At 71.1% G+C, this 17836-nt stretch carries 18 protein-coding genes and 1 tRNA gene; 5 read left to right on the plus strand and 14 right to left on the minus strand.

From position 1 onward, the window contains the following. Positions 1-14: 14 nt before the first annotated feature. From OHU74_RS16295 to OHU74_RS16310, 4 genes are all read right to left on the minus strand, one after another. Positions 15-257, minus strand: coding sequence for a hypothetical protein (locus OHU74_RS16295; protein WP_371616590.1), 243 nt, complete (start codon positions 255-257; stop codon positions 15-17). Between the two features lie 249 nt (positions 258-506). After that, the gene (locus OHU74_RS16300) at positions 507-980 is read right to left on the minus strand and encodes an N-acetyltransferase family protein (protein WP_371616591.1); all 474 of its coding nucleotides are present in this window, start codon (positions 978-980) and stop codon (positions 507-509) included. 70 nt (positions 981-1050) lie between these two features. Continuing rightward, positions 1051-1998: an aminoglycoside phosphotransferase family protein gene (locus tag OHU74_RS16305; protein WP_371616592.1), complete on the minus strand. Its 948-nt coding sequence runs from the start codon at positions 1996-1998 to the stop codon at positions 1051-1053. A 9-nt stretch (positions 1999-2007) separates the two neighbouring features. Further along, on the minus strand, positions 2008-2733 hold the full coding sequence (locus OHU74_RS16310; protein WP_371616593.1) for a DsbA family protein: 726 nt from the start codon (positions 2731-2733) through the stop codon (positions 2008-2010). Positions 2734-2892: 159 nt separating this feature from the next. Here OHU74_RS16310 and OHU74_RS16315 point away from each other — a divergent pair, with 159 nt between their 5' ends. After that, positions 2893-4275, plus strand: coding sequence for an NAD(P)/FAD-dependent oxidoreductase (locus OHU74_RS16315; RefSeq protein ID WP_371616594.1), 1383 nt, complete (start codon positions 2893-2895; stop codon positions 4273-4275). Positions 4276-4363: 88 nt separating this feature from the next. Here OHU74_RS16315 and OHU74_RS16320 read toward each other — a convergent pair. Both OHU74_RS16320 and OHU74_RS16325 read right to left on the minus strand, forming a co-directional pair. Continuing rightward, positions 4364-4438 (minus strand) — tRNA-Thr (locus tag OHU74_RS16320). Positions 4439-4517: 79 nt separating this feature from the next. After that, complete coding sequence (locus OHU74_RS16325) at positions 4518-5189, minus strand: hypothetical protein (protein WP_371616595.1); 672 nt, start codon at positions 5187-5189, stop codon at positions 4518-4520. Positions 5190-5368: 179 nt separating this feature from the next. Here OHU74_RS16325 and OHU74_RS16330 point away from each other — a divergent pair, with 179 nt between their 5' ends. The 3 genes from OHU74_RS16330 to OHU74_RS16340 all read left to right on the plus strand — a co-directional run bounded on the left by OHU74_RS16330 (position 5369) and on the right by OHU74_RS16340 (position 7921). Beyond that, a complete protein-coding gene (locus OHU74_RS16330) occupies positions 5369-6478 on the plus strand; it encodes a sn-glycerol-3-phosphate ABC transporter ATP-binding protein UgpC (protein WP_330297165.1) in 1110 nt (369 codons plus the stop codon). A 217-nt stretch (positions 6479-6695) separates the two neighbouring features. Beyond that, positions 6696-7109 carry a hypothetical protein gene (locus tag OHU74_RS16335; RefSeq protein ID WP_371616596.1) on the plus strand — a complete coding sequence of 138 codons (414 nt, stop codon included), beginning with the start codon at positions 6696-6698 and terminating at the stop codon, positions 7107-7109. 41 nt (positions 7110-7150) lie between these two features. Continuing rightward, positions 7151-7921, plus strand: a complete 771-nt coding sequence (locus OHU74_RS16340) for an NDP-sugar synthase (RefSeq protein WP_371616597.1) — start codon at positions 7151-7153, stop codon at positions 7919-7921. A gap of 112 nt (positions 7922-8033) precedes the next feature. Here the strand turns inward: OHU74_RS16340 and OHU74_RS16345 are convergent, their stop codons facing one another. From OHU74_RS16345 to OHU74_RS16370, 6 genes are all read right to left on the minus strand, one after another. Further along, positions 8034-9563, minus strand: a complete 1530-nt coding sequence (locus OHU74_RS16345; protein ID WP_371616598.1) for a DoxX family protein — start codon at positions 9561-9563, stop codon at positions 8034-8036. A 156-nt stretch (positions 9564-9719) separates the two neighbouring features. After that, entirely contained in the window at positions 9720-10691 is a 972-nt protein-coding gene (rlmB, locus tag OHU74_RS16350) for a 23S rRNA (guanosine(2251)-2'-O)-methyltransferase RlmB (protein WP_371616599.1), read from the minus strand. A 105-nt stretch (positions 10692-10796) separates the two neighbouring features. Continuing rightward, a complete protein-coding gene (gene cysS / locus OHU74_RS16355) occupies positions 10797-12197 on the minus strand; it encodes a cysteine--tRNA ligase (RefSeq protein ID WP_371616600.1) in 1401 nt (466 codons plus the stop codon). Between the two features lie 103 nt (positions 12198-12300). Next, complete coding sequence (ispF, locus tag OHU74_RS16360) at positions 12301-12804, minus strand: 2-C-methyl-D-erythritol 2,4-cyclodiphosphate synthase (RefSeq protein WP_371616601.1); 504 nt, start codon at positions 12802-12804, stop codon at positions 12301-12303. Further along, on the minus strand, positions 12794-13546 hold the full coding sequence (gene ispD, locus OHU74_RS16365) for a 2-C-methyl-D-erythritol 4-phosphate cytidylyltransferase (RefSeq protein WP_371616602.1): 753 nt from the start codon (positions 13544-13546) through the stop codon (positions 12794-12796). The genes ispF and ispD overlap by 11 nt, the downstream gene beginning before the upstream one ends. A 255-nt stretch (positions 13547-13801) precedes the next feature. Next, on the minus strand, positions 13802-14284 hold the full coding sequence (locus tag OHU74_RS16370) for a CarD family transcriptional regulator (protein WP_003953493.1): 483 nt from the start codon (positions 14282-14284) through the stop codon (positions 13802-13804). 691 nt (positions 14285-14975) lie between these two features. On the opposite strand from OHU74_RS16370, the gene OHU74_RS16375 reads away from it, so the two are divergent. Continuing rightward, positions 14976-15638, plus strand: coding sequence for a DUF461 domain-containing protein (locus OHU74_RS16375; protein WP_371616603.1), 663 nt, complete (start codon positions 14976-14978; stop codon positions 15636-15638). 108 nt (positions 15639-15746) lie between these two features. On the opposite strand, the gene OHU74_RS16380 is transcribed toward OHU74_RS16375, so the two are convergent. Further along, positions 15747-16427 carry a response regulator transcription factor gene (locus OHU74_RS16380; RefSeq protein WP_007265514.1) on the minus strand — a complete coding sequence of 227 codons (681 nt, stop codon included), beginning with the start codon at positions 16425-16427 and terminating at the stop codon, positions 15747-15749. After that, entirely contained in the window at positions 16424-17668 is a 1245-nt protein-coding gene (locus OHU74_RS16385; RefSeq protein WP_371616604.1) for a sensor histidine kinase, read from the minus strand. The genes OHU74_RS16380 and OHU74_RS16385 overlap by 4 nt, the downstream gene beginning before the upstream one ends. Between the last annotated feature and the right edge of the window lie 168 nt (positions 17669-17836).

A 17836-nucleotide genomic window follows, 5' to 3' on the forward strand; every position in this document is an offset into this window, starting at 1 on the left:
CCTCCAATAACGGCTCATCCCCCACCAACCCCGTTGATGGCTCGTCCCCCACCAACCCCGTTGATGGCGATCCGATTCCCGGCAAGCAGACCATCCCGCCGCTTCCGCACCGCCGTACGGCCACCCACCACAACCGGCGTAGCCTCCGGCAGCTCCACCGCGCGGCGCACGAAATCGACCACCGCCTCCGGATACTCCTCCGGCCTCGGGAACCGGCCCATCCGCTGGTACGACTTCAACGCCAGCAGCAGGGCCAACTGATCTCCATCCGCTCCGCCGCCCACGCCGCATCGTGCCGCGAGGCAGAAGGCCCGTAGCCACGACAGCCCAACGCACGACGCGGTAAACCACCGGCTCAACCCCGATGGGCCGACCGGTACCGCGCCCTGGGCGAAGCGGGCATGGGTGACCGCTCCAGCCGTCCCATCACACGCCGCGCCGGACACAAGGTCCTGGGCCGGCAAGCGGGCCGCAAGCCGCGGCCCCAACCTGACGAGGCAATACGCCTAGACCGACCCCAGCTCCGACAGCGCCCCGTCCGTCAGCCGGTACACCGACCACTCGTCCTGCGGCCGCGCGCCCAGGGCCTCGTAGAAGGCGATCGTCGGCTCGTTCCACTTCAGGACCGACCACTCCAGCCGCTCGTAGCCGCGCTCCACGCAGATCCGCGCCAACTCCCGCAGCAGCGCCTTCCCGTGGCCGCCGCCGCGCACGCCGGGGCGTACGTACAGGTCCTCCAGGTAGATGCCGTGCACCCCGCGCCACGTCGAGAAGCTGAGGAACCACAGCGAGAACCCGACCGCCTCGCCCTCCGGCGTCTGCGCGATGTGCGCGAACGCCGCCGGCCGCTCCCCGAACAGCGCCTCCCTCAGCTGCTCTTCGGTGGCGCGCGCCTCGTCGGGCACCTTCTCGTAGTCCGCGAGCTCGCGGATCATGGCGTGGATCACGGGGATGTCGCTGACGACTGCGTTACGGATCATCCCCGCACCCTACGAGGCCACCTGGGCCCGGTGCCCGCCCCCACCTGCGCCCCCGCCCGTGCCGCCGCCCTCACGCCCGCAGCGACTCCGCGACCGCCAGCTGGGCCTGCGCGGGCTGGTCCCCGTCCTCCAGGTCCCACAGGCAGTTCTGCAGCACCCGGCCCAGCGTCCAGGCCCGCGCCCGTTCCCGGTCGGCCCCCACCGCCTCCGCCAGCAGATCGAAGCGCCACCGCACCTCCCGCGCCCGGAAGTTGTTCACCAGCGCGGGCAGCAGCTCGAAGCCCGGATCGCCGGACAGCGGCTTCGGATCGATCGCCAGCCACTCCGCACGGCCGCTACCGGCGCCCCCGGCTCCCCCGGCGCCCGCCAGCACGTTCTCGTAGTGCAGGTCCCAGTGCAGCAGCCGGTCCCCCGGTTCCCCCGCCACCTCCGCGACCGCCGCCGCGCAGTCCGCGACCAGCCCCCGCGCCCGGCCGTCCGCCACCTGCTCCAGCGCGCCCGGCACCGCCTCCAGCATCCCCGCCGCGATGTCCCCCAGCCGCCGCAGCCCCGCCGGTGCGGGCACCGCCGTCAGCCGGGCCAGCAGCTCCCCGACGACCGCCACCGCGCGCCGGGAGTCCCGTACCGCCAGTGCCGACAGGGGCCGACCCTCGTCGAGGCGTTCCAGCAGCAGCGTCCCGGTGGCCGCGTCGGACTCCAGCAGCCGTACGCAGCCCTCCCCGGCCCAGGCGCGCAGCGCGAGCGCCTCCCCCGCGTTCTCCTCGTCCGGCGCGGGCAGCTTCAGCGCGGCCGCCGTCCCGTCCTCCCGTTCCACCGGGAGCACCAGGGCCGTCACCCCGTGCATCCCGGGCCCCGTGGTCCGCAGCTCCCACCGCTCCAGGAACAGCGCCACCCGGGCCGGCAGCCCGTCGACGAACTCCCGCCCGGCCGCGCCGTTGTCACCGAGCTGCGCCCGCACCAGCCCGTCCGGAATCCGGCCGCCCCAGCCGAGCCCGCCCTCACCCTCACCCAAGCGCATCCGCCGAGCCTACGAAGCCCCGACCCCAACCGCCTTCAACGTCTCCGCGAACCCCTTCGCGTCGAACATCGACCCGTCCTTCGCCCCGACCGGCTTCCCGTCCGCCAGCACCAGCGGCGTCCCCTGCGCCCCCGTCGCCTCGAAGCCCTTCTCGGCCTCGCCGACCCACTCCTTGTACTTCTGGTCCTTCACGGCCTTGTCGAACTCCGCCCCGCGCAACCCCGGCACCGCGTCCGCGATCTTCAGCAGCACCTCGTCGGTGAACCTCCCCTTCGGCTGGCTCGCGAAGACCGCCGCGTGGTACTCCGCGAACTTCCCGGCGTCGACCGACGCGCGCAGCGCGTTCACCGCCCTGACCGAACCGCTCTGCCCGCCCTGGTCCAGGAACGAAGCCAGCCGGTACTCGACCTTCACCTGCCCGGCATCCGCGAGCTTGAACAGCGTTTCGCCGCCCGCCTCCTCGAACTTCGCGCAGTAGCCGCACTTCGGGTCCACCATCACCTGCACGGTGCACGGCGCGTCCGGCCTGCCCACGACGACCCTGTCCCCGTCGACCGCGGCCGGCAGCTTCGCGAGCCGATCGGCGATCGGGCTGGTCCGCACCTGCACGTCGGAGGCGACCGAGGACGCCCCGTCGCCCGTCGCCCCGGACCCGCAGCCGATGACCGCCCCGCCCAGCAGTGCCACCGACGCAACCGCCGCGACCACCCGTCCCGCCACCACAACCCGCACCATACGAACCGCACCTCTCATACAAAAAGCCAACAAAACCCCCGCCTCACCCTAAAGACGGAACCCCCTCCCCCACATCAACCATTCGGCCACCCCTCGCACCTCAAAACCCGACATCACGACCCTGGACACCCCTCCGAAACGCGGTGTACCAACTCCCCCATGACCATCAACGGCGGAATTTCCTTCTGGTACGCGACGGACGAGACCGCCACCGACCACCCACCCCGCACCCCTCTCACCGGCGACGCCACCGCCGACGTCGTCATCGTCGGCGGCGGCTACACCGGCCTGTGGACCGCCTACTACCTCAAGACCGCCGCCCCCGACCTGCGCGTCACCGTCCTGGAGCAGAAGTTCTGCGGCTACGGGGCCTCCGGCCGCAACGGCGGCTGGCTCTACAACGGGATCGCCGGCCGCGACCGCTACGCCGCCCTCCACGGCCACCAGGCCGCCCAGCGCCTCCAGCACGCCATGAACGACACCGTCACCGAAGTCATCGACGTGGCCGCCAAGGAGAGCATCGACGCGGACATCCACCGCGGCGGAGTCCTCGAAATCGCCCGCACCCCCGCCCAACTGACCCGCCTCAAGGCCTTCCACGCCGCCGAGCTCGCCTTCGGCGAAGCGGACCGCGAGCTCTACGACGCCACCGACGCCCGGGCCCGCATCAACGTCGCCGACGCCGTCGGCGCCAGCTGGACCCCGCACGGAGCCCGCATCCACCCCCTGAAGCTGGTCAAGGGACTGGCGGCCGCCTGCGAACGCCTGGGCGTGGTCATCCACGAATCCACCCCCGTCACCGAGATCGCCCCGCGCCGGGCCCTCACCCCCTACGGCACGGTCCGCGCCCCGTACGTACTGCGCTGCACCGAGGGCTTCACCGCCGCCCTCAAGGGCCAGAAGCGCTCGTGGCTCCCCATGAACTCCTCGATGATCGCGACGGCCCCCCTCTCTCCGGACGTCTGGTCCCAGCTCAACTGGTCCGGCGCCGAAACCCTCGGCGACATGGCCCACGCGTACATGTACGCGCAGCGCACCGCCGACGACCGCATCGCCATCGGAGGCCGCGGAGTCCCGTACCGCTACGGCTCCCGCACCGACAACGACGGCCGCACCCAGCCCGCCACGATCGCCGCCCTCACCCACCTCCTGGAGTCCTTCTTCCCGACCCTCACGGGAGTGGAGATCACCCACGCCTGGTCCGGCGTCCTGGGCGTCCCCCGCGACTGGTGCGCCACGGTCACCCTGGACTCCACGACGGGCCTCGGCTGGGCCGGCGGCTACGTCGGCTCCGGCGTGGCCACCGCCAACCTCGCGGCCCGCACCCTGCGCGACCTGGTCCTGGGCGACAAGACGGACCTCACCACCCTCCCCTGGGTCAACCACCGCGTCCGCCGCTGGGAGCCGGAGCCCTTCCGCTGGCTCGGCGTCCAGGCCCTCTACGCCGCCTACCGCGAGGCCGACCGCCGCGAATCCACCACCCACACCCCGACCACAACCCCCTTGGCCCGCCTGGCAGACCGCATCTCGGGCCGCGGCTGACAAGACGACGGAAGGCCCCGGGTGATCACCCGGGGCCTTCCGCTTCCGTACGAATCCCCTTGGCCGACAAGCTTCTGACCTGGGACGGGGCCCCCTGTCGGATTCGAACCGACGACCTACGCATTACAAGTGCGTTGCTCTGGCCGGACTGAGCTAAGGAGGCATACGACCCCGTGCAGCGCACGGAATCGCCTTCACTCTACACATCGGCGAGACCACGCAGCGAAGGGCTTTCCGCCCCTTTACCGCAGCTGCGGGTACCCGCAGCGGGCAACCCGCGGACCCACCGCCTCCAGCGGCAGTCCCGGGTTCAGGGCGTCCACGATCTCCTGCGTGAGCGGGCGCAGCTCCCACAGGTGGCGGATCGCGTCCAGGGGGAGGTCGGCCTCGTAGTAGTCCTCGGCGAAGGCGCGGTAGGCCTCCGGGGTGCCTGCCGCGAGGACCTCGAAAAGGTCGTCCACCCCGTCCGCGTAGGGCTCGTCCGCCGGGAAGTCGACCTTGCCCGCCCGCCAGGCCGTGTCTGCGGTCTCACGCCAGAAGACGGCCGTGGCCTGGAGCACGCCCTCCTCCTCGCAGAAGGCCGGCTCCGTCAGCTGCGGGCGGAAGACCTCCGGTATGCCGTCCAGCAGTCCGGGCCACAGCGCCGTGTCCTCGTCGCCCCACGGGCTCATGGGCGACTCGTGGGCGAACCCGAGTCCGAAGACCCCGTGTTCCGTGAAGACGATCGCGTACTCGTCGCCCGAGCCGTTCTCCATGAAGGCCGCCTCCTCGCCCGGGCCCCACGCGGGGTCGTAGGAGAAGTAACCGCCGTCCTGGTTGCCGCTGATCACCAGTTCCAGTGCCGCCAGCGCCCGGCACCGGTCGCGCAGGGTCTGCGGGTCGGGCAGGGCGCGTGTCAGGTCGTAGATGGTCATGGGCGTGATCAAAGCAGCCGCCTCTGACAGTCGCCCGCGGAGGTCGGGGAAGTCACTGCGGTCCGGGTACTGACAGGAGGGGCGCGGCCCGGTAGCGTCGGGCGGAGTCCAGGTCACTGGACTAGACCTTCCACTCGGATCGTCCGGCACGTTCCTGCCGGTAGAAGGGATTCATCACCATGGCTTCTGTCACTTTCGACAAGGCGACCCGTCTGTACCCCGGCGGCGACAAGCCCGCCGTCGACCAGCTGGAGCTGGAGATCGCGGACGGCGAGTTCCTCGTCCTCGTCGGCCCCTCCGGCTGCGGCAAGTCCACCTCGCTGCGCATGCTCGCCGGCCTGGAGGACGTCAACGGCGGCGCCATCCGCATCGGTGACCGCGACGTCACGCACCTGCCGCCCAAGGACCGGGACATCGCGATGGTGTTCCAGAACTACGCGCTGTACCCGCACATGTCCGTCGCCGACAACATGGGCTTCGCGCTCAAGATCGCCGGTGAGGACAAGGCCACCATCCGCAAGAAGGTGGAGGACGCGGCGAAGATGCTGGACCTGACCCAGTACCTCGACCGCAAGCCGAAGGCGCTCTCCGGCGGCCAGCGCCAGCGCGTCGCGATGGGTCGCGCGATCGTCCGCAAGCCGCAGGTGTTCCTCATGGACGAGCCGCTGTCGAACCTCGACGCCAAGCTCCGCGTGTCCACCCGCACCCAGATCGCCGCGCTCCAGCGCGACCTGGGCATCACCACCGTCTACGTCACCCACGACCAGGTCGAGGCCATGACGATGGGTGACCGTGTGGCGGTCCTCAAGGACGGTCTGCTGCAGCAGGTCGACACCCCGCGCAACATGTACGACCGTCCCGCGAACCTCTTCGTCGCCGGCTTCATCGGCTCCCCGGCCATGAACCTGGTCGAGGTCCCGATCACCGACGGCGGCGTGAAGTTCGGCGACAGCGTGGTCCCGGTGTCGCGCGAGGCGCTGACCGCCGCCGCCGACGCGGGCGACCGTACGGTCACGGTCGGCGTGCGCCCCGAGCACTTCGACGTCGCCGAGACCGGCGGCCTGACCATCACCGTGAACGTGGTGGAGGAGCTCGGCGCCGACGGCTACGTCTACGGTTCGACCTCGCACTCCGAGGGCTCGCAGGACATCGTGGTGCGCGTGAACGGCCGCCAGGTGCCCGAGAAGGGCTCGACGCTGCACGTCGTCCCGCGCGCCGACGAGATCCACGTCTTCTCGACGTCCTCCGGTGCCCGTCTCTCCAACTCGGGTTCCCGCTTCACCAAGTGATCTGCCCGCTCCACCTGTTGGACCCGCCGAAGGGGCGTCCCGTCAAGGGGCGCCCCTTCGGCGCGAGTTCCTGAGGTTCCGAAGGTTTCGCAAGTTCCGACAGATCGGGCCATTCGGCCCCGCACGTCAACCCTTAATTCGAAAAGCCACGTCGAACCATCCCCCGACCGGGTGACTAAATGTCGCCAAATCTTCACCGAGCGCTACTCTCGCCCTCGTGACCCACACTGCCCGCCGTATCGGCCGATCCCTCGCCCTGGTCCTGCCCGTCGTCCTGGTCCTGTCCGGGACCCTCGCGGTCACCATGGTCCCCTGGGCGGACAACACCCCCTCCCAGATCCTGACCGCGTCCGCCGAGGACGTCTCCGTCCCCGCGAAGCCCCGTCCCGCGCAGGACCTGCTCCGCGACAAGCTGGTGAGCGAGATCCAGCAGGGCGAGCAGCCCGGTGACGTACTGACCCACCTCCAGCAGGAGGTCGACAAGCGGCCTTCGCTGGCCGAGCACTGCGTGGGGATCGCGCGCGCCCTGGGCCGGGCGGCCGTCGACGCCTACGGGCCCACGAAGGCCCAGTCGTTCGCGCGGCCGGTGTGCGACACCGCGTACGCGTCCGGCGTCGCCTCCATGGGCTGACGGCCGCCGCACACAGTTCCCGTAGCGCACCGCACACCGACATGAGCGATCCGGCCGACGCCGCGTTCCCCTCCCGCCCGCACGCAGCCGCGTTCCCGGCTTCCCCGACCCAGGCAGTGGTCCTGGCGGGTGGTCAGGGGTCGCGGCTGCGGCCGTACACGGACGACCGTCCGAAGCCGATGGTGGAGATCCCGGGGACCGGGCTGCCGATCATCGGGCACCAACTGGCCTGGCTGGCCGCCGAGGGGGTGACCGACGTGGTCGTCTCCTGCGGGCACCTCGCCGAGGTGCTCCAGGAGTGGCTGGCCGAGGCCCCGTTGCCGCTGCGCGTGACCACCGTCGTGGAGAACGAGCCGCTGGGCCGGGGCGGCGGCCTCAAGTACGCCGCGCGCCACCTTCCGCACCCGGACCGGGCCTGGTTCGCGACGAACGGGGACGTGTGGACGCGCTTCTCGCTGCGCGAGATGGCGGCCTTCCACACCGAGCGCGGGGCGACGGCCACCCTCGCGCTGGCCCGTCCCCGGATCCCCTGGGGCGTGGTGGAGATCAACGAGTACGGGCACGTCCTGGACTTCATCGAGGCGCCGCAGTCCCCGTACCCGGTCAATGCCGGGGTGTACGTCTTCGGGCCCGAATTCGCCGCGCTGCTGCCCGACTTGGGTGACCACGAACGTACGACGTTCCCGCGCCTGGCGCGCGAGCGGCGGCTGGCGGGCTTCCCGCTGCCCCAGGGGGCCTACTGGCGGGCGATCGACACGGCGAAGGACCTGACCGAGGCCGCAAGGGAGTTGGCCGCGCAGAGCGGCTCCTAGCGGCTCTGCGCGGCTCCTGGTGGCTCCGGGCGGCTGCCCGCACGGCGAACGAAGGAGGGCCCGGTACGCGTGATGCGTGCCGGGCCCTCTCCGTGATGCCGTCCGTGCCCCCTCAGCCGAGGAGGCCGCCCACCAGACCCGGCTTCTTCGGCGCCGTGTCCCCGGTGGACCCGCCGCTGCCCGTCCCCGTGGAGGAGGTCGGGGACTTCTGCGGGGTGGACTGGCGGGGCGTGCTCCGCGGGCTGCTGCCGGAGGTCTTGGTCGCGGAGGGCGTCCCGGAGCCGGTGGCTCCCGGGGTGGCCGAACCGGTGGCGCCACGGCCGGACTTGGCGGCCGGCGAGGAGGCTGCGGCCGAGGGCTGCGCGGCCGGCTTCGAGGGAGCCGTCTGCGTCGGCTGCTGCTGCTGCGGGGAGCGCGGCAGCGGCCGCCCGGGGAGGTAGTTGCTCGGGGCCTGGCCGGGCCCCGGCACGGTGACCACGGTGGTGGAGCGGACGGCCCCGCCGAGGAGCGAGCCGACGAGCAGGGTGAGCCCGCAGACCACGGTGGCCATCACGGCCCCGCGCCGCAGCACGCGCCGCCGCAGCCGCCAGACCTCGGTACGGGGGCCCAGCGTGCGCCAGGCCTCGCTCGCGAGCCGCCCGTCCAGCGAGTACACCGGGGCGCCCGCGATGATCAGGGGGCTCCAGGCGGCGAGGTAGATGATGTCGGGCGCGTCGTAGGCGGGCACGGTCTTCCAGCTGACCGTCATCAGCAGCGCGGCGGAGAGCAGCGCGCCGAAGCAGGCCGCGAACCGCTGCCACAGGCCGAAGACCGTCAGGACGCCGACGATCACCTGGAGGAAGGCCACGCTGAGCCCGGCGCCCACGGGGTGCGCGAGCGCGAAGTCGCGCAGCGGCTCGGCCAGCGCCCAGGGGTGCAGGGTCTGCAGCCAGGTGACCATGGAGCCGCGCTCGCCGCCGTCGAAGTAGACGGGGTCGCACAGCTTGCCCATGCCGGCGTAGATGGAGATGAAGCCGAGGAAGACGCGCAGCGGGAGCAGCACGACGCCCAGGTTCATGCGGCGGCCGGGGTAGTACTGGGCTTGCGCGCGTGCGTCGCCCGGTGCCCGGCGGGTGTCCGCGCCGGGTCCGGAGCCCTCGGCGAGCGCGGCCTCGTAGGCCTCGGGGGAGAGGTCCCGGATCGCGGGCTGGATGCGGGTCTCGTCCGGGTCGCCGTAGCTGCGCTGGCCGATGACGGTGGGTGTGGCGAGGGTGTCCTCGGCGAGGTCGTGGGCGAGGTCGATGCGCGGGATGACCTGGGTGGCTCCGCCGTCGTACTCGTCGTGGCCGCGCCCGTGCTCGCGTACGGCCTGGAGCAGGCCTCCCATCGCGGCGCTGGCCGCGGCGTCGCCGGGGGCGGACTTGCCGCTCCAGACGACGGGGCGGCGGCGGCCCCCGCCGGCTCCGGCGGCCGCGAGGGCCCCTCCGAGCGCGGGGGCGAGGCCGGCGATGCCCGCGGGCTTGGGACGCGCGCTGGGGCTTGGTGCGAGCCGCACGCGGAAGCTGGCGTGGTTGACGATGACCTGTGCGGGGTCGCACGGCACCTTGACCATGCTCAGCGCGGGCTGGTCGTCGAACCCTGGCGTTCTGGTGTCCACACTCATCTAACCGAGTGATCAGTGTTTAGGACACTGCCTTGACATCAGGGATGTGTCCGAGACCCGTCAAATCAAGCCACCCCGCCCGGAAGGGGCGGGGTGGCACGCTCACGGGTCACGTCCTGTGAGCCAAGTGGATCAAGCGGCGGGTGCGTCCGGGGCTCAGACGCGGCCGCGGGTGGCGCGGCGGCGGGCGGCCTCGTAGAGGACGACGCCCGCGGCGACACCGGCGTTGAGCGATTCGGCGCCGCCCGGCATCGGGATGCGGACCAGGTAGTCGCAGTTCTCGCCGACGAGGCGGCCGAGGCCCTTGCCCTCGGAGCCGACGACGATGACGACGGGGCCGCCCAGCGCCTCGAGCTCGTGCACCTCGTGGGTGCCCTCGGCGGCGAGGCCGACGATGGTCAGGCCTTCCTTCTTGTAGTCCTGGATGGCGCGGGTCAGGTTGGTGACGCGCGAGACCGGGGTACGGGCCGCGGTGCCGGCCGAGGACTTCCAGGCGCCGGCGGTCATGCTGGCGGCGCGGCGCTCGGGAACGACCACGCCGTGGCCGCCGAAGGCGGAGACGGAGCGGATGATCGCGCCGAGGTTGCGCGGGTCGGTGATCCCGTCGAGGGCGACGATGAGGGGGTCCTCGCCGTTGTCGTACGCGTTGGCGGTGAGCTCGTCCGGGAGCGAGTACTCGTACGGCGGGACCTGGAGGACCAGGCCCTGGTGGTTGAGCCCGTTGGTCAGCCGGTCGAGCTCGGGGCGCGGGGCTTCCATCAGGTTGATGTTGCCGCGCTCGGCCGCGAGCTGGAGGGCCTCGCGGACGCGCTCGTCGTTGTCGATGAACTGCTGGACGTAGAGGGTGGTGGCCGGTACGCCGTCGCGCAGCGCCTCGAAGACCGGGTTGCGGCCGACGACCATCTCGCTGGTGCCCTTGGGGCCGCCGCGGCGGGGGGCCGGGCGGCGCTTGGCGGCCTGGCGGGCCATGGCGTTGCTGATGCGGTTGGCTTTGTGCTTCTTGCGGTCCTCGGCCTTGGGCGTGGGGCCCTTGCCTTCGAGACCCCTGCGCCGCTGGCCACCGCTGCCAACCGTCGCGCCCTTCTTATTGGACGTGCGGCGGTTCCTGCGCTGGCTGTTCCCGGCCATGACCTCTACCTGTTTCGTTGGTGCTGCGATATGTACGTATGAAGAGTGTGCCGCCCGGAACGCCGGGCGGCCCAATCTGGATGCTCCAGAGGGACGCTCCGGGGCTCAGCGGGGGCCGAGCGTCCAGCGGGGTCCGGTGGGGCTGTCCTCGATGACCAGGCCCGACTGCTGGAGCTGGTCGCGGATGGCGTCGGCGGTGGCCCAGTCCTTGCGCTCGCGAGCGGACTCGCGCTGCTCCAGGACCAGGCGCACGAGGGTGTCCACGGCGCCGTGGAGGTCTTCCCCGCGGTCTGTCTCGCCCGCCCAGTGGGGGTCGAGGGGGTCGAGGCCGAGGACGCCCAGCATGGCCCGTACCTCCGCCAGACGCGCGATCGCGGCGTCCTTGTCGTCGGCGGCGAGCGCGCTGTTGCCCTGGCGGACGGTGGTGTGGATGATCGCGAGCGCCTGCGGGACGCCCATGTCGTCGTCCATGGCCTCGGCGAAGGCGGGCGGGACCTCGGCGGCCGGCTCGACCGTCTGGCCGGCCTTCTCGATGACGCGCTGGATGAAGCCCTCGATGCGCGCGAAGCCGGATTCCGCCTCGCGCAGCGAGTCCACGCTGTACTCGATCATCGAGCGGTAGTGCGGGGTGCCGAGGTAGTAGCGCAGCACGATCGGGCGCCAGACCTTGAGCATCTCGGACACCAGGACGGAGTTGCCCAGCGACTTCGACATCTTCTCGCCGGAGAGGGTGACCCAGGCGTTGTGCATCCAGTACTTCGCGAACTCGTCGCCGTAGGCCTTGGCCTGGGCGATCTCGTTCTCGTGGTGCGGGAAGATCAGGTCGAGGCCGCCGCCGTGGATGTCGAAGGCGCTGCCGAGGTACTTGTGCGCCATCGCGGAGCACTCGAGGTGCCAGCCGGGACGGCCGCGGCCCCACGGGGTCTCCCAGTCGGGCTCGCCGGGCTTGGAGGCCTTCCACATGGCGAAGTCGCGCGGGTCGCGCTTGCCGGTGATGCCCTCCTCGGCGGGCTGGCGCAGGTCGTCGACGTTCTGGTTCGACAGCTCCAGGTAGCCGGGGAAGGAGCGGACGTCGAAGTAGACGCTGCCGTCGGCCTCGTACGCGTGGCCGCGCTCGATGAGCCCGCGCATCATCTCGATCATCTCGGGCACGTGGCCGGTCGCGCGCGGCTCGTACGTGGGCGGGAGGCAGCCCAGCGCGTTGTAGCCGTCGTTGAAGGCCCGCTCGTTCTCGTAGCCGATGGACCACCAGGGACGGCCCTGGTCCTCGGACTTCGCGATGATCTTGTCGTCGATGTCGGTGACGTTGCGGATGAAGGTGACGTCGAGGCCGCGGTAGGTGAACCAGCGGCGCGCGATGTCGAAATTGAGGTACGAGCGCACGTGCCCGATGTGCGGGGCCGCCTGCACGGTGGCGCCACAGAGGTAGATCGAGACGCAGCCCGGAACGAGCGGGACGAAGTCGCGGATCTGCCGGGCGCTGGTGTCGTACAGGCGAATAGTCACGGCATCCAGGGTAGTGGGCCTGTAGCAGTGCCCCGCGACCCTTTCGGCACGCGGGGCCCGCTTTGTTGTCGAAGAGCCGCGGGTGCGGCCCCCGTACGGGGTACTAGGCCCGGTTCGTCCGGTACACGAGGGCCGTGGCGATGGCCGCCAGGCCTTCGGCCCGGCCGGTGAGCCCCAGTCCGTCGGTGGTGGTGCCCGAGACGGAGACGGGGGCGCCCGCGGCGGCGGCGAGCGCCTTCTGCGCCTCTTCGCGCCGCTTGCCGATCTTCGGGCGCACGCCGATCACCTGGATCGCGATGTTGCCGATCTCGAAGCCCTCGGCGCGGACGATCCGGGCGGCCTCCGCCAGCAGGGTGACCCCGGCGGCGCCGGACCACTCGGGGCGCGAGGTGCCGAAGTGCGCGCCGAGGTCGCCCACGCCGGCGGCGGAGAAGAGCGCGTCACAGGCGGCGTGCGCGGCGACGTCCCCGTCGGAGTGCCCGGCCAGCCCGTCCTCGCCCTCCCAGAGCAGGCCGGCGCACCACAGCTCGCGGCCGGTCTCGAAGGCGTGCACGTCGGTGCCGATGCCGACGAGCGGGATGAGGGGGGCGGGGCGGTCAGTAGACATCGGTGGCCCTCCGGCGGGCGAGTACGGCCTCGGCGAGGACCAGGTCGAGCGGGCGGGTGACCTTGAAGGCCTCTTCGTGGCCGGGGACGACCACGACGGTGACGCCGAGCTGCTCCACCATCCCGGCATCGTCCGTGGCGCCCTCGCCGTCCACGGCGATCTTCTCGTGCGCACGCAGCAAGGTGGCCAGGTCGAAGCCCTGCGGTGTCTGGACGGCGCGCAGCCGGGCCCGGACGGGGGTGGCGACGACCGGCTCGGGCTCGCCCGGCATGCCGGGTTCGACCTCCTTGACGGTGTCGGCCAGCGGCAGGGCCGGTACGACGGCGGGCGCGCCGCCGCGGACCGCTTCGATGACGGAGTCGACGGTGTCCACGGGGACGAGCGGGCGGGCCGCGTCGTGGATGAGGACGGCGTCGACGTCGGCCGGGAGGGCCTCCAGGCCGGCGCGTACGGACTCCTGCCGGGTTTCCCCGCCGGGGACCACGAGGATCTCCGTGCGTTCGGGCAGCGCGTGCTCGTCCAGGAGGCGGCGCACCTCCGCGACGGCTGTGCCGCCGGGCGGGGCCACGACGACGACGAGGGAGACGGCGCGGGAGCGCGCCATGGCGCGGACCGCGTGGATGAGCATGGGGATGCCGCCCAGGGTCCGCAGCGCCTTGGGGGCGCCGGGGCCGAGGCGGACACCGCGTCCGGCGGCCGGGATCACCGCGGCGGTGCGGTGGGGGCGCGATTCGTCAGACATCAGTAGCTCCGAGCCAGGTTTGTGACTTCGGCCGACATGGGTATGGCCTGAAGGGTGCCGGGTGCGACGCCCCTCGCCCCTTCCGTGACGACCGGTCGAGGCGGCTGACCGGACCCGGCACACCAGTACCACCAGTATCGGCATGGGTCCGGATGCCTACATGGGTCCAGACATGCCGCAGCGCCCGGCAACAAGTCACCTTGTCATCGGGCACCGCGGCACAACTGTGTACGACCACACGTACGGGCGATCGCGTCAGGACGCGAGCACCTCGTCGAGGAGGGCCTCGGCCTTGTCCTCGTTGGTGTTCTCGGCGAGCGCGAGCTCGCTCACCAGGATCTGACGCGCCTTCGCGAGCATGCGCTTCTCACCCGCGGAAAGCCCGCGCTCACGCTCACGACGCCACAGGTCACGCACAACTTCGGCGACCTTGATGACATCGCCAGAAGCGAGCTTTTCCAGATTTGCCTTGTAGCGCCGGGACCAGTTCGTCGGCTCTTCTGCGTACGGTGCGCGAAGCACCTCGAAGACCCGGTCCAGCCCGTCCTGGCCGACTACGTCGCGAACGCCCACGAACTCCGCGTTGTCCGCAGGTACGCGAACAGTCAGGTCACCCTGCGCGACCTTGAGCACCAAGTAGGTCTTGTCCACGCCTTTGATCTGGCGAGTTTCGATAGCCTCGATCAGCGCGGCCCCGTGATGGGGATAGACCACGGTGTCGCCAACCTTGAACGTCATGTGACAGGTACCCCTTCCGTGGCTATCCAGGGTAACACGAGAACTGACTGTTATGAATGGCGTTTTCGCAGGTCAGGGCACATCTCGGGGCTTGACAACACCGACAGGAACGTGCTGCGGGAGGCTTCCGGAAGGGGGTATTCGCAGGTCGGAGGCTCTCTGCGGACCGGGCGAAACGGCTACGTTACGCCTGGCCAAGGACCCCGCCAGTGTGATGTACGTCCTGTTTTGCCGGTTTCTGGGGCGGGAAACCGAACTACTCCGTTCGACTGGCGGCCACCCGTACGGTCCCGTTCCGGCCCAATCCACAATTTGATCACCGAGCGGTGTTCGAAGGAATCCCGGAATTGATCAACGGGCCGCCGGCGGCCCTTATCCGAATGGAAGATCGCCCGACCGATCGACCGGCCGATCGACCCGGTGATCCACCTGGCGATCCACCGGTGACCCCCCAGTGATCCACTCGGCGATCGACTGCTGATCCACTGGCGCCCGCCCGCTGATCGTCCGCGCGTGGCGCAGCCGGGGTGACGCCCGGACAGGGCCGCCCCCTCACTGCGGAGGGTCGGGTGCGGGGGCGGGGCGGCGGCTCGGTAACCTAAGCCCGCTGACACACCCTTAGAGCGGCTTTACTTCGGCTGCTCCGAGCGCCCACCTTTCCGCTTCGTACGTCCAAGGAGATGCCTCCGCCGTGAGCCGCAGCCTTCGACGCGGCGCCCTCGCCGCCACCGCCGTCGTGTTCTCGATCGCCTCGCTGGCCGCGTGTGGTGCGGGCCACGACGCGCAGACCCTCCAGGTCAAGCCGGACAACGCCGCCATCACCAAGGGCGACATCAAGATCCAGAACGCCCTGGTGATCACCCAGGACAAGAAGGATAAGAAGGACAAGAAGGGCTCGGCCGCCATCTCGGCGACCCTCTTCAACTCCGGCACCAAGGACCAGACCCTCGACGCCGTCACCCTCCAGGGTGCCAAGGGCGCCATCGTGCTGACGCCCGCGAGCGGCGCGTCCAAGGTCGTCGTCCCGGCCGGCGGCTCCGTCGTCCTGGGCGGCAAGGGCAACGCTTCGGCCTCCATCGCGAACGGCCGCGAGGCCGTCGAGGACGGCAACGTGCAGAAGGTCGTCTTCAAGCTGAGCACCGAGGGTGACGTGGCGCTCCAGGCCTTCGTCGTCCCGGCCGTCGGCATGTACGCGGGCTTCGGCCCGACGGACGCCCCGGCCACGGGCGCCAGCGCGTCCGCCAGCCCGTCCGGCAGCCCCTCGGGCTCGCCCTCGACCACCCCGTCGGGCAGCCCCTCCGGCTCCCCCGCGGGCACCCCGTCGGGGTCCCCGTCCTCCAGCGCCGGTCACTGACCGAGCGCGGGAGAACGTAGAGGAACAGCAGCAGGAACACGGGAACGGCCCCCGTCCGCATCGAGCGGACGGGGGCCGTTCCTGTAGGCCACTGCGGGGGGTGCCGGTTTACGGCTCGAACTTGTAGCCGAGGCCGCGGACCGTGACCAGGTAGCGCGGGGCACCGGGATCGGGCTCGATCTTGGCGCGCAGGCGCTTCACGTGGACGTCGAGGGTCTTGGTGTCACCGACGTAGTCGGCGCCCCAGACCCGGTCGATGAGCTGCATGCGGGTCAGTACGCGGCCCGCGTTGCGCAGCAGCATCTCCAGCAGGTCGAACTCCTTGAGCGGGAGGTCCACCTTGGCTCCGGCGACGGTGACCACGTGCCGGTCGACGTCCATCCGTACGGGTCCGGCCTCCAGCGCGGCCGGGGTGACCTCTTCCGGCTCGCCGCGGCGGCGCAGGACCGCGCGGATGCGGGCGACCAGCTCCCGCGAGGAGAAGGGCTTCGTGACGTAGTCGTCGGCTCCTATCTCCAGCCCGACGACCTTGTCGATCTCGCTGTCTTTGGCCGTCACCATGATCACGGGGACGTTGGAGCGGCCGCGCAGCTGTCGGCAGACCTCCGTGCCGGGCAGGCCGGGGAGCATCAGGTCGAGGAGGACGAGGTCGGCGCCGTTGCGCTCGAACTCGTCGAGCCCGTCGGGCCCGGTCGCGGCGATCGCGACCTCGAAGCCCTCCTTGCGGAGCATGTAGGACAGGGCGTCGCTGAAGGATTCCTCATCCTCGACGACAAGCACTCGGGTCACGGAAGGACCTCCGGGGCAGGAATGGCTGGTGCGGTTTGAGGTTCGAGCTGGGGACGGGCGGGTGCGGAAGCCGTCGCCGGGGCCGGCGCGGCCGCTTCGGGGAGTCGCAGGGTGAACGTGGAACCCTGGCCCTCCGAGCTCCATACCGACACCTCCCCGCCGTGCGAAGCCGCTACGTGCTTCACGATCGCGAGGCCCAGACCGGTTCCTCCCGTGGCACGGGAGCGGGCGGGGTCCACGCGGTAGAAGCGTTCGAAGATGCGCTCGCGGTCCTTCTCCGGGATGCCGATGCCCTGGTCGGTCACGGCTATCTCGATCAAGTCTCCACCCGGCGCGGTGACCCGGCGCGCGGCGATGCCGACGCGGGTGCGGGCGGGGCTGTAGTTGACGGCGTTCTCGACCAGGTTTCCGAGGGCGGCCGCGAGCTGCCCCCGGTTTCCCCATACCCGCAGGTCGGCGGTGCCGCCGGCGGCCATGGTGATCTGTTTCGCCGACGCCGTGTGGCGGCAGCGGTCTATGGCCTCGGCCACGAGCGTGTCCACCCGTACCGGCTCGGCGTCCTCCAGGGGGTCGTCGTTCTGTACCCGGGAGAGGTCGATGAGCTCCTGTACGAGGTTGATCAAGCGGGTGGCCTCGATCTGCATGCGGCCCGCGAAGCGGTGGACCGCTTCGGGGTCGTCGGAGGCGTCCATGACGGCCTCGGAGAGCAGCGAGATCGCGCCCACCGGGGTCTTGAGCTCGTGCGACACGTTGGCGACGAAGTCACGGCGGACGGCTTCGATGCGGCGGGCCTCGGTGAGGTCCTCGACCAGGAGGAGCACCAGGCGGGAGCCGAGCGGGGCGACGCGCGCCGAGACGGCGAGGGCTTCGCCGCGGCCGGTGCCGCGCCGGGGCAGGTCCAGCTCGACCTGGCGTATCTCCCCGTCGCGACGGGTGTCGCGGGCCATGTGGAGCATGGGTTCCACGGCCAGTTTTCCGCCGCGGACCAGGCCGAGGGCATATGCCGCCGAGCTGGCCTTGACCACCGCGTCGCCCTCGTCGAGGACGACGGCGGAGGAGCGGAGTACGGAAAGCACGGTGTCCACACCGGGTGGGAGCACCGCATTGATGTCGGGGCGCATGGAGCTCCGGGTGGGGCGGGCTTGGTCGCGCTCGCTCCAGCGGAACGCCAGCATCGCGATCACACCGGTGCAAAGACCGGCAATCGCTGCAGCTGCGGCGACCGCCGCGTTCACGTCCATGACTCCAGGTTAAGCAGGTGCGACGACACTTCCACAGCCGTTCGGGTGGCAGCTCGAACACTCGTCGCCCAGAGTTCACCCTGACGACGGGGTTGATTCACTTGTGATGCCGGAGTCGGTCGCGTTCGGGGGTCAACGTGTAAACGTGGGGCAAGAGGCCGCCCCGGC

The organism is Streptomyces sp. NBC_00454 (genome assembly GCF_041434015.1).
Taxonomy (GTDB): Bacteria; Actinomycetota; Actinomycetes; order Streptomycetales; family Streptomycetaceae; genus Streptomyces.

What these genes read in the sequence shown, in the direction of transcription:
- ispF (WP_371616601.1), bottom strand. Translation starts at nt 12,804, where the DNA reads ATGTCTACTGACCGCCCCGCCCCCCTCATCCCGCTCGTCGGCATCGGC.
- OHU74_RS16305 (WP_371616592.1), bottom strand. Translation starts at nt 1,998, where the DNA reads ATGCGCTTGGGTGAGGGTGAGGGCGGGCTCGGCTGGGGCGGCCGGATT.
- OHU74_RS16315 (WP_371616594.1), top strand. Translation starts at nt 2,893, where the DNA reads ATGACCATCAACGGCGGAATTTCCTTCTGGTACGCGACGGACGAGACC.
- rlmB (WP_371616599.1), bottom strand. Translation starts at nt 10,691, where the DNA reads ATGGCCGGGAACAGCCAGCGCAGGAACCGCCGCACGTCCAATAAGAAG.
- OHU74_RS16385 (WP_371616604.1), bottom strand. Translation starts at nt 17,668, where the DNA reads ATGGACGTGAACGCGGCGGTCGCCGCAGCTGCAGCGATTGCCGGTCTT.
- OHU74_RS16300 (WP_371616591.1), bottom strand. Translation starts at nt 980, where the DNA reads ATGATCCGTAACGCAGTCGTCAGCGACATCCCCGTGATCCACGCCATG.
- OHU74_RS16325 (WP_371616595.1), bottom strand. Translation starts at nt 5,189, where the DNA reads ATGACCATCTACGACCTGACACGCGCCCTGCCCGACCCGCAGACCCTG.
- OHU74_RS16310 (WP_371616593.1), bottom strand. Translation starts at nt 2,733, where the DNA reads ATGGTGCGGGTTGTGGTGGCGGGACGGGTGGTCGCGGCGGTTGCGTCG.
- OHU74_RS16345 (WP_371616598.1), bottom strand. Translation starts at nt 9,563, where the DNA reads ATGAGTGTGGACACCAGAACGCCAGGGTTCGACGACCAGCCCGCGCTG.
- OHU74_RS16340 (WP_371616597.1), top strand. Translation starts at nt 7,151, where the DNA reads ATGAGCGATCCGGCCGACGCCGCGTTCCCCTCCCGCCCGCACGCAGCC.
- OHU74_RS16370 (WP_003953493.1), bottom strand. Translation starts at nt 14,284, where the DNA reads ATGACGTTCAAGGTTGGCGACACCGTGGTCTATCCCCATCACGGGGCC.
- OHU74_RS16330 (WP_330297165.1), top strand. Translation starts at nt 5,369, where the DNA reads ATGGCTTCTGTCACTTTCGACAAGGCGACCCGTCTGTACCCCGGCGGC.
- ispD (WP_371616602.1), bottom strand. Translation starts at nt 13,546, where the DNA reads ATGTCTGACGAATCGCGCCCCCACCGCACCGCCGCGGTGATCCCGGCC.